At 56.5% G+C, this 16,190-nt stretch carries 17 protein-coding genes; all 17 read left to right on the forward strand.

The annotated features are described in order from the left end of the window. The first annotated feature begins 11 nt into the window (after nucleotides 1-11). The 17 genes from FS777_RS05210 to FS777_RS05285 all read left to right on the forward strand — a co-directional run bounded on the left by FS777_RS05210 (nucleotide 12) and on the right by FS777_RS05285 (nucleotide 16,183). Entirely contained in the window at nucleotides 12-1,070 is a 1,059-nt protein-coding gene (locus FS777_RS05210) for a PA0069 family radical SAM protein (RefSeq protein ID WP_145254211.1), read from the forward strand. Nucleotides 1,071-1,610: 540 nt separating this feature from the next. Next, nucleotides 1,611-2,561, forward strand: a complete 951-nt coding sequence (trbB, locus tag FS777_RS05215) for a P-type conjugative transfer ATPase TrbB (protein ID WP_306107092.1) — start codon at nucleotides 1,611-1,613, stop codon at nucleotides 2,559-2,561. Nucleotides 2,562-2,574: 13 nt separating this feature from the next. Beyond that, nucleotides 2,575-2,976, forward strand: coding sequence for a conjugal transfer system pilin TrbC (trbC, locus tag FS777_RS05220; RefSeq protein WP_058638738.1), 402 nt, complete (start codon nucleotides 2,575-2,577; stop codon nucleotides 2,974-2,976). A gap of 3 nt (nucleotides 2,977-2,979) precedes the next feature. Continuing rightward, nucleotides 2,980-3,291 (forward strand): conjugal transfer protein TrbD, encoded by a 312-nt coding sequence (locus tag FS777_RS05225; protein ID WP_058638737.1) that lies wholly within the window; start codon nucleotides 2,980-2,982, stop codon nucleotides 3,289-3,291. Then, nucleotides 3,288-5,846: a VirB4 family type IV secretion/conjugal transfer ATPase gene (locus FS777_RS05230; RefSeq protein WP_058638736.1), complete on the forward strand. Its 2,559-nt coding sequence runs from the start codon at nucleotides 3,288-3,290 to the stop codon at nucleotides 5,844-5,846. Before FS777_RS05225 ends, FS777_RS05230 begins: the two co-directional genes overlap by 4 nt. Then, nucleotides 5,843-6,601 (forward strand): VirB8/TrbF family protein, encoded by a 759-nt coding sequence (locus FS777_RS05235; RefSeq protein WP_058638735.1) that lies wholly within the window; start codon nucleotides 5,843-5,845, stop codon nucleotides 6,599-6,601. Before FS777_RS05230 ends, FS777_RS05235 begins: the two co-directional genes overlap by 4 nt. A 10-nt stretch (nucleotides 6,602-6,611) precedes the next feature. After that, a complete protein-coding gene (trbG, locus tag FS777_RS05240; protein ID WP_058638734.1) occupies nucleotides 6,612-7,502 on the forward strand; it encodes a P-type conjugative transfer protein TrbG in 891 nt (296 codons plus the stop codon). A gap of 2 nt (nucleotides 7,503-7,504) precedes the next feature. Then, a complete protein-coding gene (locus FS777_RS05245) occupies nucleotides 7,505-7,948 on the forward strand; it encodes a conjugal transfer protein TrbH (protein ID WP_256675154.1) in 444 nt (147 codons plus the stop codon). An 81-nt stretch (nucleotides 7,949-8,029) separates the two neighbouring features. Beyond that, nucleotides 8,030-9,340 carry a TrbI/VirB10 family protein gene (locus FS777_RS05250; RefSeq protein ID WP_256675155.1) on the forward strand — a complete coding sequence of 437 codons (1,311 nt, stop codon included), beginning with the start codon at nucleotides 8,030-8,032 and terminating at the stop codon, nucleotides 9,338-9,340. A gap of 17 nt (nucleotides 9,341-9,357) precedes the next feature. Next, a complete protein-coding gene (trbJ, locus tag FS777_RS05255; RefSeq protein ID WP_058638731.1) occupies nucleotides 9,358-10,146 on the forward strand; it encodes a P-type conjugative transfer protein TrbJ in 789 nt (262 codons plus the stop codon). Then, nucleotides 10,143-10,310: a hypothetical protein gene (locus tag FS777_RS21365; protein WP_153302475.1), complete on the forward strand. Its 168-nt coding sequence runs from the start codon at nucleotides 10,143-10,145 to the stop codon at nucleotides 10,308-10,310. Before trbJ ends, FS777_RS21365 begins: the two co-directional genes overlap by 4 nt. Next, nucleotides 10,307-11,962: a P-type conjugative transfer protein TrbL gene (trbL, locus tag FS777_RS05260; protein WP_058638730.1), complete on the forward strand. Its 1,656-nt coding sequence runs from the start codon at nucleotides 10,307-10,309 to the stop codon at nucleotides 11,960-11,962. Before FS777_RS21365 ends, trbL begins: the two co-directional genes overlap by 4 nt. A gap of 16 nt (nucleotides 11,963-11,978) precedes the next feature. Further along, complete coding sequence (locus tag FS777_RS05265; protein ID WP_058638729.1) at nucleotides 11,979-12,281, forward strand: TrbM/KikA/MpfK family conjugal transfer protein; 303 nt, start codon at nucleotides 11,979-11,981, stop codon at nucleotides 12,279-12,281. Between the two features lie 10 nt (nucleotides 12,282-12,291). After that, nucleotides 12,292-12,897 (forward strand): hypothetical protein, encoded by a 606-nt coding sequence (locus tag FS777_RS05270; RefSeq protein WP_058638728.1) that lies wholly within the window; start codon nucleotides 12,292-12,294, stop codon nucleotides 12,895-12,897. Nucleotides 12,898-13,253: 356 nt separating this feature from the next. Continuing rightward, on the forward strand, nucleotides 13,254-13,703 hold the full coding sequence (locus FS777_RS05275) for a hypothetical protein (protein WP_058638726.1): 450 nt from the start codon (nucleotides 13,254-13,256) through the stop codon (nucleotides 13,701-13,703). 66 nt (nucleotides 13,704-13,769) lie between these two features. After that, nucleotides 13,770-15,464 carry a DUF2235 domain-containing protein gene (locus FS777_RS05280; RefSeq protein ID WP_145254220.1) on the forward strand — a complete coding sequence of 565 codons (1,695 nt, stop codon included), beginning with the start codon at nucleotides 13,770-13,772 and terminating at the stop codon, nucleotides 15,462-15,464. A 260-nt stretch (nucleotides 15,465-15,724) separates the two neighbouring features. Then, nucleotides 15,725-16,183: a hypothetical protein gene (locus FS777_RS05285; RefSeq protein ID WP_058638724.1), complete on the forward strand. Its 459-nt coding sequence runs from the start codon at nucleotides 15,725-15,727 to the stop codon at nucleotides 16,181-16,183. Nucleotides 16,184-16,190 lie beyond the last annotated feature (7 nt).

Below are 16,190 nucleotides of genomic sequence, written 5' to 3' on the forward strand. Positions count from 1 at the left end.
AGGGTTTAGCCATGTCATATCCACCTCCATTGAAGGGCCGCGGCACTGCGCATAATCCGCATAATCGCTTCGGCCCTACCCACTCATCGTATGAGGATGATGGCTGGTATCAAGATGTGCCGATCACGCAAGGGACCGAAGTGCGGATCGAGACGGCCAAGACCGTGATCAGCCGCAATACCTCGCCCGACCTGCCCTTCGACCGGTCGATGAACCCTTATCGCGGTTGCGAGCACGGGTGCATCTATTGCTATGCACGCCCTTCCCACGCCTATTGGGACCTGTCGCCGGGTCTGGATTTCGAAACCAAGCTGATCGCCAAGACCAATGCGGCCGATGTGCTGGCACAACAGCTGAGCAAACCTGGGTACGTGTGTGCGCCGATCAATCTGGGGGCCAACACCGACCCTTATCAGCCGATAGAGCGCGAACACTTGCTGACCCGGCGTTTGCTGGAGGTGCTGCTGAAATTTCGCCACCCAGTGACCATCGTCACCAAGGGCGCTTTGATTCTGCGTGACCTTGACTTGTTGACCGAAATGGCCAGCTTGCGCCTTGTGCGCGTGATGATCAGCCATACCACCCTTGATGCTGGCCTTAAACGTGTGCTGGAGCCCCGTGCCGCTTCGCCTGCTGCGCGCTTGCGGACCATACGCCTGCTGCGCGATGCCGGCGTACCTGTAGGTGTGCTGTGTTCGCCGATCATTCCCATGATCAACGACTGTGAACTGGAGCAGTTGCTGGAGTCGGCGCAAGAGGCCGGGGCGCAAAGCGCGGCCTACATGATGCTTCGCTTACCGCTGGAGGTGGCCCCTCTGTTCGAGCAGTGGTTGCACGATCACTATCCGCAGCGCGCAGCCCATGTGATGAGCCTGATTCGGCAAAGCCGGGGCGGAGCGCTTTATGACAGCCGCTTCGGTGTTCGTATGCGGGGTGAAGGTGTTTTTGCCCAGCTGTTGGCGCAGCGTTTCGACAAGACTGTACGCAAGCTGAACTTGGAAGAACGTGAATCTTTACAACTCGATTGCTCATTGTTCAGCCTGCCAGGCAGGCAGCTGCAATTGCTTTGAACCAATTAGCGTATATGTTGTCTTTCGCGAAAATTGATATCTAAATGCCATTATTGGATAGCCCGCGTATATCAACTCATGACTGACGGCTGTGATGTCTATGAAGTGGGCAACTGTGAACTGGGCCACAAAAAAATGTTTTGGTTAATTGTGAATTGCCTCTCATTTTTTGTGAAAGACGATCATTCGATGGTAGTGGCGATTAGCTGCCAGCATTACTGGCGCTCATGGTAGAGACCAGCTACGGCGCGGGTTTCACGTAGGAGCGTGTAGCCAATTCGAAGAACGCTCGTACCAATTTTGTAGGAAAAGGCTTACATGCTTGTAAGATATCCACCATTTCGTTAGCAATTGTTGCTCGGGTAACCTCCGCGCCATTGTGGATCGTCTCACGCAACTTGAAAGCATCTGGTCAGCCTGGGTGGATATTCGAGCGAAGAGCTTTTTGCCCGTTATCAGTAATTGAAGACCTGTAACACGCGCTCGGTTGAATACCGTGTGACAGGGTCAGCGTTTAATTCATGGACGAACAGTGTGGATATTGCAGAAACTGCCAGCCTGAAAGATCGCGCCAAGAAAAAACTTGAACGCGATGCCGGCCCGCTCATTATCGATGCGCTCAACCACCCGCAGACCGTCGAGTTGATGTGTAACGGCGACGGCAAGCTTTGGCTCGAACAATTGGGCCAACCGATGAGGCACATTGGCGATCTGCGTCCGGCGCAGGCCGAGTCCATCATCAAGACCGTGGCTGGCTTCCATGGCAAGGAAGTGACCCGCAGCAAACCGCTGCTCGAAGGCGAATGGCCCCTGGACGGGTCGCGCTTCGCAGGCCAGCTTCCGCCGGTGGTGCGCGCCGCCACGTTTGCGATCCGAAAAAAGGCGGTCGCCATCTACACCCTGGACCAGTATGTGGAGTCGGCGATCATGACGCCGGCCCAGTGCGATGCCATCAAGCGGGCCATCCGTGATCACCGCAATATCCTCGTTATCGGTGGTACGGGTACCGGCAAGACCACCTTGGTCAACGCGGTCATCAACGAGATGGTCATCGAATTTCCCAGTGAGCGCGTATTCATCATCGAGGACACCGGTGAGATTCAGTGCGCGGCCAAGAACTTCGTGCAGTACCACACCACCGTCGACGTGAGCATGACCCACCTGCTCAAGACCTCCCTGCGTATGCGCCCTGACCGCATCCTGGTCGGTGAGGTGCGTGGCGAAGAGGCACTCGACCTGATCGATGCCTGGAACACCGGCCACCCTGGCGGCGCCGCCACGCTGCATGCCAACAGCGCCAGTGAAGGGCTGACCCGTCTCAAATCCCTGGTTTCCCGCAACAAGTCGGCTCCGGCCGACATCGAGCCGCTGATTGGCGAAGCGGTTCACGTCGTCATCTCCATCGCCAGAACCCCAGAAGGCCGCCGCATCCAGGAAATCCTCGAGGTTTCCGGGTACGAAAACGGCCGTTACATCATGCGCAACCTCTAGGAAAACATCGCACATGCAAGCCAACATTTCTCTGTCCCGCATCAATGCCCAAACGTTTGGCTACCTGGCGCTCTGCCTGTTGATGCTCTACGTAATGGTCACCCCGGAAAATGCCTTCGCCTCTACCGCCGGTAGCGGCACCCTGCCTTACGAGAGCTGGTTGGAATCTCTGCGCAAATCGGTAACCGGCCCAGTTGCCTTCGCCTTGTCGATCATTGGCATCGTGGTAGCGGGCGGCGTATTGATCTTCGGCGGCGACCTGAACGGCTTCTTCCGCACCCTCATTTTCCTGGTGCTGGTGATGGCCCTGATCGTTGGTGCCAACAACATCATGAGCAGCTTCTTTGGTACTAGCGCAGAGCTGGCGCAATTGCTGCCACTGCCTCAGCACACCCTGGTACAGGGTCAGGTCTGAGCCATGGCACTGCGCACGATTCCCATTCGGCGAGCCGGTAACCGGGACAACCTGTTCATGGGAGGTGACCGTGAGCTGGTGATGTTCTCCGGCCTGTTGGCCTTCGCGTTGATCTTCAGTGCCCAAGAACTGCGCGCCACGGTAGTCGGGCTAGTGCTGTGGTTCGCTGCGCTGTTCATTCTGCGGGTGATGGCAAAGGCCGACGCGAAGATGCGCCCGGTATACCTGCGCCATCGACGCTACAAGTCTTATTACCCGGCGCGTAGCACTCCGTTCAGGGACAACCCTCCAAGTCAGGGAAATCAATACAAATGATCGAAGGTATTGCGTATGCCATCGCAGCCCTCGGTGCGTTGCTGGTCCTACTGCTGGTCCAGCGTCTCCTGCAGGTCGATGCCGAGCTGAAGCTGAAAAAGCACCGCTCCAAAGATGCCGGGCTGTCGGACTTGCTGAACCATGCCGCGTTGGTCGACGACGGCGTGATCGTTGGTAAGAACGGCGCCTTCATGGCAGCGTGGCTGTATCGTGGCGATGATAATGCCAGCAGCACCGACGCCCAGCGCGAGCTGGTATCGCTGCGTATCAACCAGGCGCTCGCTGGGCTGGGTAGCGGCTGGATGATCCACGTCGATGCTGTTCGGCGTCCGGCGGTCAATTATTCCAGCAAGGGTTTTTCGCACTTCCCGGATCGGCTTACTGAAGCGATGGACCAGGAACGTCGCAGCTTCTTCGAATCTCTGGGTTCATTGTATGAAGGCTACTTCGTTCTCACATTGACGTTCTTCCCGCCGATGCTGGCGCAACAGAAATTCGTCGAGCTCATGTTCGATGACGACACGCCGCCGCCCGATCACAAGGCGCGCACACGCAACCTCATCGAACAATTCAAGCGTGACTGCGTAAGCGTTGAAGGCAGCTTGTCATCAGTGTTGAAGATGACCCGTCTAAAAGCCAATGCGCTGGTCACCGAAGAAGGTGCACAGATCACGCATGACGACTTGCTCAGCTGGGTACAGTTCTGTGTGACGGGTATCAGTCAGCCTGTGCAACTGCCGAGCAACCCCATGTACTTGGATGCTGTCATCGGCGGTAAGGAAATGTGGGGGGGTGTTGTGCCGAAGATCGGCCGAAACTTCATCCAGGTCGTAGCCATTGAAGGCTTCCCGCTCGAATCCGCACCCGGCATTCTCTCAGCATTGGCCGAACTGCCATGCGAGTACCGTTGGTCCAGCCGTTTTATCTTCATGGATACGCACGAAGCGGTCCAGCACCTTGAGAAGTACCGTAAGAAGTGGAAGCAGAAGGTGCGCGGTTTCTTCGACCAGGTGTTCAATACCAACAACGGCAACATCGACCAAGATGCCATGTCGATGGTGCAAGATGCCGCTGACGCAATCGCCGAGGTAAACAGCGGGCTGGTCGCTCAAGGCTACTACACCAGCGTCGTTGTTCTGATGGACGAAGATCGGCAACAACTGGAAGAGTCGGCGCGTAGCGTTGAGAAAGCCATTGAGCGTCTGGGCTTTGCTGCACGTATCGAAACGATCAATACCTTGGATGCCTATCTGGGCAGCTTGCCTGGTCACGGCGTGGAAAACGTTCGTCGCCCCTTGATGAACACCCTGAACCTGGCTGACATGCTGCCTACCAGCAGCATCTGGACGGGCAGTGCCGAGGCGCCTTGCCCGCTTTACCCACCACTGTCGCCAGCACTGATGCACTGTGTGACCAGTGGAGCCACGCCGTTCCGTCTGAACCTGCATGTACGTGACCTGGGTCACACCTTCATGTTCGGGCCAACCGGTGCCGGTAAGTCTACACACCTGGCTTTGATCGCCGCGCAGCTGCGTCGCTACCAAGGTATGTCGATCTTTGCCTTCGACAAAGGCATGTCGATGTATCCGCTGGCAGCCGGTATCCGCGCTGAAAGCGGTGGCCAGTCGGGTCGTCATTTCACGGTTGCGGCCGATGACGAGCGTTTGGCCTTCTGCCCGCTGCAGTTTCTGGAGACAAAGGGCGATCGCGCTTGGGCCATGGAGTGGATGGATACGATTCTGGCGCTAAACGGCCTGGAAACGACTGCTGCTCAGCGTAACGAAATAGGCCACGCGGTGATGAGCATGTACCGCGATGGCTCGCGTACCCTTTCGGAATTCTGCTTGGTCGTCCAGGACGAGACCGTTCGGGAAACGCTGCGTCAGTACACCGTTGACGGGACCATGGGGCACCTGCTCGACGCCGAGGAAGACGGGTTGGCGCTGTCCGACTTCACCGTCTTCGAGATCGAAGAACTGATGAACCTGGGTGACAAGTACGCTCTGCCCGTGCTGCTGTATCTGTTCCGCCGTATCGAACGCGCGCTCAAGGGGCAGCCGGCGGTGATCATTCTCGACGAAGCCTGGCTGATGCTTGGCCACCCCGCTTTCCGCGAGAAAATCCGCGAGTGGCTCAAGGTATTGCGTAAGGCCAACTGCCTGGTACTGATGGCTACTCAGAGCCTGTCGGACGCCGCCAACTCCGGCATTCTCGACGTCATCGTCGAATCGACGGCTACCAAGATCTTCCTCCCTAACGTCTACGCACGCGACGAGGAAACCTCGTTGCTGTATCGGCGCATGGGCCTGAACGCCCGGCAGATCGAAATCCTCGCCACCGCCGTGCCTAAGCGTCAGTACTACTACGTATCGGAAAACGGCCGCCGGCTATATGACCTTGCCTTGGGCCCGCTTGCCCTGGCCTTCGTCGGTGCCTCCGACAAAGAGTCGGTTGCCGCCATCAAGCGACTGGAAGCCAAGTATGGCGACGGTTGGGTAGACGAATGGCTGGCCGCCCGTGGCCTCAGACTGAATGATTATGGAGTGGCCGCATGAGCTTCGCTGAACGCATGAAAGCGATGGTGCGCAAACGCCCCGCTGAACCTTCCGATAGCACCTCGAGAATTCCATCGCCGCAAGGTGCGGTATTGGACAACCCTTACCTGACCGCCCGCCGTACCTGGAATGACCATGTCGGCAGCGTCGTGACCTCGCGTCTGATGTGGCAGGTGGTTGCCATCCTGTCGATGATGATTGCGCTGGCCTGTGTGGGCGGGCTGATTCATATTGGCAGCCAGTCCAAGTTCGTGCCCTACGTGGTCGAAGTGGACAAGCTTGGACAGCCATTGGCGGTAGCGCCGGCGCAGGTGGCGCAGCCAGTCGATCAGCGCGTTGTGAAATCGCAGGTTGCCAGCTTCATTGCCGATGCGCGCACCGTCACCCCGGATGTGGCGCTATTGCGCAAGTCGATTTTCCGCATTTATGCGCTGTTGGGGCAGAACGATCCGGCTACGCAGAAGATGAACGAATGGCTCAACGGCACCAAGGAGTCCAGCCCCTTCGTGCGCGCTGCCGAGGAAACCGTCAGCGTTGATATCCGCTCGGTCATGCAGCAGACCCCGGAAACATGGCAGGTGGACTGGGAAGAAGTCACTCGCGATCGACAGGGCCTGGTCAAGAGCAAGGCCAACTGGCGTGCCCTGGTGACCACCTATACCGCCGAACCCACAACTCAAACCAGCGAAGAGCAACTGCGGATGAACCCGATCGGGACCTATGTGCGCGACTTCTCCTGGTCTAAGCAACTCTGAAGGACCGACCATGAACCGTTATCTTTGCGCTTTGCTCGCCGCCGCACTGCCTGCGTTCGTTCAGGCCGCGCCCGGCACCAGTCAGGCCGACCTGTACTTCTCGGACGCCAACCCCACCTTGACCCCGCAGGAAAAGGCCGCCCTGGCCATTTCCCAGCGTTGGCAGCAGGCCAGTGCCACCGGCATCAAGCCGGTCGACGGTGGGGATGGCACTGCCCGCTTCATCTTCGGTGCCCAGCAGCCGAGCATCGTCTGCGCCGTGTTGCAGGTGTGCGACATCGCCCTGCAGGCCGGTGAGCAGGTCAACTCGATCAACCTGGGCGACACCGCCCGCTGGACGGTCGAGCCGGCCATCACCGGTGTTGGCCCGAGCGAAGTGCAGCACCTGATCATCAAGCCCATGGACGTGGGGCTGGAAACGTCGCTGGTGGTTACCACCAACCGCCGCACCTACCACTTCAAACTCCGCTCGCACCGCACCCAGTACATGCCGCAGGTGGCCTTCACCTATCCGGAAGAGGCGCTGGCGAAGTGGAACATGATCAAGCAGCGCGAAACCACCGAGCGCAAGCGCGCGACCATCCCCGAAACCGGCGAATACTTGGGTAACCTGAGCTTCGACTACACCGTCGAGGGCGACACTGCCTGGAAACCCGTGCGGGTCTACAACGATGGCAGCAAGACGATCATCCAGATGCCGCAGACCGTGGCTCAGACCGAGGCCCCGTCGCTGATGGTGGTGCGCAAGGACGGCGGCTGGTTCCGGGATGACGAAACCGTGATGGTCAACTACCGCGTTCAGGGCGATCGCTACATCGTCGACACTGTTTTTGACAAGGCCATCCTGATTGCCGGCGTGGGCAAGTCCCAGGACCGCGTCACCATCCAGCGGGGTAAATGAGCATGCGCGTTTGTCTAGCACTGTTCGCCACCTTGTGGCTGGCCGCCTGCGCCAACGGGCCTTATGGCAACTTCGCCGAGCGCACATCGCCTGCGGTCAACCAGCAGCTGGCGCAGGCCACCGTTCGCCAGTTGGCGGTGGTGCACCCGCCGGCCAGCACCCGCTTGCGTTTTGCCCAGGAAACCCGTGATGGTTTTGGCACTGCCCTGTTGAGCACCCTGCGGGCGTCCGGCTATTCCGTGCAGGAGTTCGACCCCAAGGCCCAGCCAGCGCCTGCCGCGCGCGGCGTGGTACCTGCGCTGCCGCTGAACTACGTGGTCGACACCCCCAAGGACACCCAGCTGCTGCGGGTGATTCTGCGGGTCGGCCCAGAAACCCTGAGCCGTGCCTATGGCGTGCAGAACGATCGCCTGCTGGCCGCTGGCGCCTGGGTTCGCAAGGAGTGACATGGGATGAGTAAAGCTAACGATGCCATGTCCCCGGACGCCTCCCCCGGCAAGTTGAACCGCAGCAGCGGTGTGCGGCGTGTGAACAACTGGCCGATGTACATCATCGGCGGTGCCGCTGCCATTTTCCTGTTGATCATGATTCTTGTGGCAGCAGATCGGGCGGACAAGCAACACGACCCCGAGGACAAGAAGGCGGAGAAGACCGGTAACAGTAGTCTGTTCGCCAATCAGATCAGCGGAATGGATTCGGACGGGATCATCCCCAGCAAGGCCGAGCCACCAGCGGTACCTTCACTGAGCAATACACCTGTGCAAGAGGCGCCTGAGCGGCTTCAGGTTGTGCGTCCGGACAACCTCGATGCACCGCCCCTGCCCCCGCGTGGCGGGCAGCCGAGTGCCGACGCTGAGGAAGTGGAGCGCATTCGGCGCATGAAGGCGCAGCAGTTCCAGGAAGCAGTGATGGCCAAGAGTACGGTACGGGTCGACGCGTCTCGCAGCCCAGGCTCTTCAAATGCCCCCCAGGACCCGCAGGATGCATTGGCGCGTATCGCAGCTGCACAGCAGCGGCTGACAGAACAGTCGCGCAGCGACCCGAACGCAGCGTTCAAAGCACGTTTGGCTGAGATACGTCAGATGCGTAATGAAAACAGCGGAATTGGAGGCCAGGACGACTCACCCTTCCTCGTTAAATCCGAGAAAAGCTCAGGGAAAAGCCTGAGCCAATTCAACGCCCAAGGTGGTGAAGATCGCTGGGAACTGGATACCAAACTCGAGGCCCCACGCACTCCTTATACGCTGCGCGCCGGGTTTGTCGTGCCAGCGGTCCTGATTTCTGGCATCAATTCGGATCTACCTGGCCAGATTACGGGCCAAGTCACGCAGAGTGTCTATGACACCCCCACCGGCAAGTATCTGCTGATCCCGCAAGGCTCGCGGTTGGTCGGTTCGTATTCTAGCGATGTGGCCTACGGACAGGCCCGTGTGCTGGTTGCCTGGCAGCGTATTGTCTTTCCAGATGGCAAGGCGATGGATATCGGTGCAATGCCAAGCGCCGACGGCCTAGGGTATGCCGGCATGTCGGACAAAGTGAACAATCATTATGTCCGTGTATTCGGCTCGGCATTCCTGATGTCTGGCGTTGTGGCAGGTATCAGCCTTAGCCAGGACCGCAATACCAACAGTGGTTTTGGTGGCGGCAATCAGCAACAGACCGCCAGCAGTGCGATGAGTGAGGCGCTTGGGCAGCAACTGGGTCAGGTGACCGCCCAGATGATTGCCAAGAACCTGAACATTGCGCCAACACTGGAGATTCGTCCCGGGTTCCGTTTCAACGTGATGGTGACCAAGGACATGGTGTTCTCCAAGCCTTATCAAGCGTTCGACTACTGATGAACCCAGGAGGAAAGATGAGGACTCTACATTATCTAAAGCCCGTGGCAGGCGTCATGGTTGGTCTAGGCCTTGCCATGCGGGCGGTCGCGGGTATCCCCGTGATTGATGGCTCAAACGCTATGTTGAACGAAATCACGTCCGGATCAACTTACGCGCAGATGCTTCAGCAGATTGATGAGTACAAGACGCAAGTTAAGCAATACACCACGCAGCTCGATCAATATCGAAACATGGTGCAGAACACTGCCAAGCCCATCGGCGAAGTGTGGGGGCAGGTTCAAGGCACCATTGATCGTGTCACGGAAATGACCGACACGCTGTCGTATTACAAACAGCAGGCTGGCGATCTCGATCGCTACCTGGCCAAATTCAAAGATATCAATTACTACAAGAACAGCCCTTGCTTCAATGGCGGTCGTTGCTCTGACGCTGATCGTGAGGAGCTATTCGAAAGCCAAGAGATTGCCAGTCAGAGCCAGAAGCAGGCCAACGATGCCGTTTTCAAAGGCATCGAGGAGCAGCAGGCAACGATCAAGCGTGACTCTGCCAGGCTGCAGGAACTCCAGAGCTTGGCCAACGATGCTGATGGGCAGATGAAGGCGCTCGGCTACGCGAACCAACTGGCTAGCCAGCAGGCTAACCAGCTCATGCAGATTCGATCTTTGATGATCACGCAACAAGGCGCAATTGCTGCGCAGCAACAGGCGGCCGCTAACAAAGAAGCGATGCAGGATGCTGCGAGTCGACGTCTTTGGACGATATCTAAACCCGATAGAAGCTTGGATAAAGGATTCACGCCATGAAACGTATACTGATCGCTACTCTGGTTACCACATTTGTTGCCCTGCTGAGTGGGTGCTGGGAGTCAAAGGACGAGCAGAAAGCCAAAGCCCAGCAGGAGGCAAGTGACAAGCTGTGGAATATTCCCAAGCCTGATCGTAGTAAAGATAAAGGATTCACGCCATGACAAGACCGGCCATCCGGTTAGCAATTATTGTAGGTGCACTGCTGCTATCAAGGATAGCGGCAGCTGCGCCCTCAGACACCGGTGGCGTCCTGAATGATGTCACAACTGAATTTTTAAAAAGTTCTGCGGAGTGGGCAGAGATCATCATGGTCTACGCCAAAAGACTATTCTGGACTTTGGCTGTGATTTCATTGGTTTGGACATTTGGCTTTATGGCCATGCGTAAGGCGGATATCGGTGAATTTTTTGCCGAGTTTATTCGTTTTATAGTGTTCACTGGTTTTTATCTGTGGTTGTTGACAAACGGTCCTGACTTCGCAATATCCATTGTCAGGTCATTTATGCGTATAGGTGCAGAAGCAGGCGGCGTCAAAGAGCTCAACCCGTCTACGCCCATTACCATTGGTTTCGAGATCGTAGGAAAGGCTGCAAAAAGTTTAAGTGTATTCAAGCCTGGCGATAGTTTAGCAATCGTACTCGTCTGTCTTATTATTCTGCTCTGCCTAGCTGCCGTCGCTGCCAATGTCTTGCTGGTGTTAGTGACTGCCTGGATCATGTCGTATGCCGGCATGTTTGTGCTAGGGTTCGGGGGTTCGCGTTGGACTTCAGATATCGCTATTGGCTATTTCAGATCAGTAGCCGGTATTGCATTAAAGCTGCTTACAATGACGCTGATGATAGGTATCGCTACATCGGTAATGGACAGACTTCTACAAAAAATGGATGAAGGAGCCTCCGTTGAGCAGCTACTGGTGCCCTGCATTGTCGCTTTTGTCTTGGCGCTTCTTATCCACACGCTCCCTAATATTATTGCCGGTTTGATCCCCGGTGGTGGTGGCGCCGCCAGCGCCGCAGGCTCGTTCAGTGCCGGAGCAATCGCTGGAGCCGGCATGCAAGCCGCCTCCACAGCTGCCAGGATGGCCAGTGCCACAGCTTCTGGCGGGATGTCGGCGGTTACCGGCATGGCCGGAATGGCGAAAGGCATGATGGGTGGCGCCCAGAGCATGTACTCGGCATTCAAGGGCATGTCATCGGCCACCTCGGGTGGTGCCGGTATGGTGTCTCAGCTGGGCAGCTTGATGGGTGGAGGCGGCAGCGGCGGTGGCAGTAACGCTGGCGGTGGAGGCTCCAGTCCACTCGGTGGCGCAATGGGACTGAGCTCGTTAGGTGGCGGTGTCGGTGGAGCCTCTGCCATGGCGAGCATGGCCTCCGCGATGGGGCAAGCATCTGGAGGCGGCTCGGGCGACTCAGGTGACTCGGGCGGCAGCGCAAGTGGAGGTGGCGAGCAAAGCGGCTCGTCACAGTCCGGTAGCGCAGAGCTTGGCGGTTCCTCTGGTGGTGGTGAGGGTAATGGTGGGGGTGATGGCGCAGGTGCTTCTTCCGCACCTGCCGAAGGGGGTAGAAGTGCCACAAGTGCTTCTTCTGCTGCGTCCAACGCTGGCGCAAGTTCGATGAGTCCCAGCATCGGCGCAGAAACTGCGACTTCTGGCGGTAAGCAGGGCGGTACAACCAGCGGAGGTACGCCAACGAGTAGTGGCGGCGCCGCTGCAACTTCGAGCAAGCAATCAGCTCCGTTGGACACGCGTTCTACTAGCCGCAGCTTTGATCCCTCTGCCGAGGTTGCCAGTTTTACAAAAAGTAAAAAGACATGAAATTAGGAGTGCAGTCATGAAAGCCAAGAAATTATTCCCGGCAGTCGCTCTGGCGGTCACCGCCTTGGTCAGTACTCCTACGTTTGCTGGTGATCCTTGTGCCACCGTCCTTTGCATGTTTGGCAAATTCAAAGGCGCCGGTGTCGTTGAAGGCTGCGAGGGTCCGGTAGCGGACTACTTCAATATCGTGAAGAAAAAGAAAGGCAAAATCAGGCTGGATAAGACCGCTGACGCAAGACAGTCTTTCCTTGACAGCTGCCCAGCAGCTGACTCGGATAAGACCAAAGAAATTAACAAGAAATTTGGCAAAGTGATCTAGGCCTACGCGCATGCCCATCGACGCCCCGCCTTCGCTCCCGCCACTTGAAGAGCCGATCGTATGCTCGGTCATGGCCGCCGTTAAGTACGAGCTGCCCGTGAATATCGTGCTCGCGGTGGCCGCTCAGGAAGGCGGAAAGCCGGGGCAATGGGTGCGCAACACCAATGGCACCTACGACGTAGGCCCCATGCAATTCAATACCAGCTACCTTCGCGAACTCGCCCGTTACGGCATCACTGCCCAGGATGTGGAGCAAGGTGGCTGCTATGCCTATGACCTGGCCGCCTGGCGCTTGCGCGGCCATGTGCGCAACGACCGTGGCGATTTGTGGACGCGGGTCGCCAACTACCACTCGCGTACCCCCGCGATCAATGCCCGCTATCGCCAGCAGGTGATGCGGCGTGCGGCCTGGTGGGCCGATTGGCTGGATGAGCGCTTCGCCACGCAGCAGATAGCACAAGCCGCCGTCTTGTCTGGCGCACCGGGCCAATCGCCTGTCGTTGCGGCGAACATCTCTTCTGGAGCGACGCCGGTCGTTGAAACGCAGCCAGCCGTGGCCCAGCCTAAGGCAGCGACCGCGTATGTGCCGCGAGGTCTGATAGTAGGCGGCAAGTGATGGATTCTGTAGCGGTGAAAGTACCCAAGCCGTGGGAGATAGAAGCCTTAGGATCTGAAGCATTTACCTTGATGAACATCAAGGTGATGGCCCTGAGCCGAAAAATACTCAGTATTCTTCAATCAACCAAGCGGCTGGCAGCGTATCACGTGATCAATGAGGCCTACCTGAGACTAAGGTAAAAAGCTGAGATGGAAAAAAACGAACATTTGAGTGTCACGGCTTCTGCCGCTGGAATTGACGCTACCCTACACCGCTGGCGTTGTCCAAAACGGAGCTTGCTCGTTCCCCTCGTTCTGGGTGCGTTACTGCTGCTGCAAGGCCTTTCTATGCCACTTCAAGCCAAGGAGCTTTTCATGAACGACAATCAGGAGCACTACCAGCCATACACACCGGGTATGAAGCTGCCAGAGGGTGTATTCCCACCCATGCAAGGATATACCCACGAGGACTTGATAGGCGCGGCCGCAGTCCGTGCGGAAACAGTGCTCAACAATGGTGGAATCGATCCGACGCTAGTCAAGGAATCGCTGTTTGCCATGGGGAAATACCTCAAGCAAGCTTTTGAAGCCCAGAATGTCGAGTACCAGATCTCCACGTGGTACCAAAAACCTTATGCGGATCCTGCAGATCGTGGTCGAAGCGTTGCCGACATGGCGGAGACTTTTGGCGCGCTTGCGGTACGCGCCACCACCGAATCGCTCAGAGGCTCTCCGTTACTAGATAAGGATTGGGAGTTCATTCGCGAATACATTAGCAATGCTGGTGATGGTGTTCATGATTTAATCGCCAGTTTGGAAAAATAGACCTCTAAATCGGGCTGCAAGTCGTCATCATTTTGAAAGGGACTTCGAACGTTATAGGGATATAAGATGGGCGACGCCAAGCGTATTACGATTTATTTCGATGGCACTGGAAATAATAAGGACTTGGGCGCTGCCAAGGGTATCCAAACCAACGTAGCGCGCCTTTTTGAGCTCGACACGGCCAAAGGCACCAACCTCGCCCGTAATTCGGGGCGTGCACCAAGACACTATGACACCCATGACCGATCAGGCGAATCCGAGAAGATTTATTTCGATGGAGTTGGCAGTCAGCGCCAGACATCCGGAAGGTCCATTATCGAGGGCGCCACCGGCCTTGGTGCTCAAGGACGGATTGACCAAGCTTACGATGTATTGGTCGCTTTTCATAATAAGTATCCGGATGATTCTATAAACGTTAATATCGTGGGGTTTAGCCGCGGCGCCTCTCAGGCAAGAAGCTTGGCTAACAAATTCATCCAGAATGGTGTGCCAAAACTTGATGAGCAAGGTAAGCGTACGGGTGAGTTTTTAATAGCCCCGGGTCAGGCTCACGTCAATAAATTAGGGATATTCGATACGGTGGCTACCGATGGGTTGCCCAATACGGATACTCATTTGGGTAAGAACTTGGAGATCAACAAAAATGTTGATTCGACGACCCATTTGGTGGCCATGAATGAATACCGTGACACGTTCAGATTGACCAGTGCGCTGCGCAGAGATGACAACGCGAATATTGAAGAAATCAGGTTTGCAGGTGCACACTCTCAGGTTGGCGGAGGCTATCGAAATGACGTGCTGGCAGCCGGTCCACTGGCACTAATGTATGAGCGCTTGGGTACTGCAGGCATTGAGCTAAACCCGATGCAACATGAAGATGTGCAGCGTGTTGCGCAATATAACGAGCTTATCGAAGATCCGCAAAACGTTCAGCGCGCGCTGATTGATTCACGCCTAAAACACGGCGACCGAGCGTTCGTACTGGGTGAAGACGGCACATTTAAAACTATCAATAATCGACCCTTTCCTTTGGAAAGGGGAACGTTGAATATTTTTGATCGTCAAAATCAGCCGTTTAAACATGAAGCCGCTGGCAGGCTGGTCATTTTTGAGCAGGGTGATCGGCTCAGCCGCAGCGCTCCATCTCGGCTATTTGAAGAACTGGGTACCAGCCTGAAGGAGCTTGGCAAAAACGTATTGGCTGCGGCTGCACGCTTTATCGGGATGGATACCCGGAGCGATGCTATCGAAGAAAGTAAGGATGTCTATGAGCTGCTTAAGACAGAGCGAGCAGTGACTGCGCAGGAGCAGATGTCGTTATTATCAAGTGAGCTCACTACTTCACGTCCTACTGCTGCGTACATCGAGAGCCTTGATTTGAAGCCTGTGCCGACCCCTCTGCGCAATGTGTTAGATCATCAACCGCTCTTGCAAGACCCGCAACGTGTCCAGTCTTTTAAAGTGATGGAGCAAAAAGCGGTTGATATGAATCCATCTGCCATCGTCAGTGCAGCCTCAGAGACTGAGCGTAAAGCGACCAGTGGGATGCTGATCGCCATGGACGACTATCACGTTCTTCAGAAAGTTGGTCAGTCAGAAAATTTTGTCATTCATGATCGGCGTGATCTAAAACCCAGTCAAACGATTGAAGTGGGCAGGAGCACTGCAATTTTGCATAGTAAAGGTAACGAGGATCGGCCGCTGAGGCCGTCGGTCATGGAGGGGATCACTCATGATTCACCAAGTTTCAAACGTCGTTGAGCAATAGGCATGCTGCTTGCGAGGCGCTAGGGCATTCGAACACTTGCACTAGTATGGCACTCTCAAAGGGTCAAAAAAATGGCCAGCCTTTAGAGCATTTTGAGATCAAAACATTATGGCGGGAGTCAACGATGAACCCTGTGAAACTACGACCTCGATGGCACTACCAACCCTCACGCATCGGCCTTGTGGCCCTTGCACTGACTACCAGTCTGGTAGCGCTGCTGATCAATTCCCCTGTTCACGCAAAGGAGCCAACCATGGCTGATAAAGACTACACCTACCACCCCTACACCCCTGGCATGAAGCTCCCCGACGGTGTCTTCCCGCCCATGGAGGGTTACACCCATGGTGACCTGATCGCAGCTGCTCAGGTCCGCGTTGAGGCGTACATGAAAGCGCACGATATCGACCCGACGCTGATACGTGAGTCGTTGATCGCACTGGCGGCGCGCATGAATGAAAAGTTCGAACGTGAAGGCGTCGAATACCAAGTGTCGAGCTGGTATCAGAAACCCTACGACGATCCTGCCGCACGAGCGCGCAGTGTCGAGGCGATGAGCGAAGAGTACGGTTCTGCGACCGTCGAAGCGGCCGCAGAATCGATGGACGGTTCGCCATTACTGCATCAGGGCAGGGAGTTCTACAAAGGTTACATCGGGGCGGCAGGTGATGCAGTTCGTGATCTCATCATCACGCTGAACAAACGAGACGCCTGACCGCGTA

Source organism: Pseudomonas sp. DE0157 (assembly GCF_007678615.1).
Classification (GTDB): domain Bacteria; phylum Pseudomonadota; class Gammaproteobacteria; order Pseudomonadales; family Pseudomonadaceae; genus Aquipseudomonas; species Aquipseudomonas parafulva_B.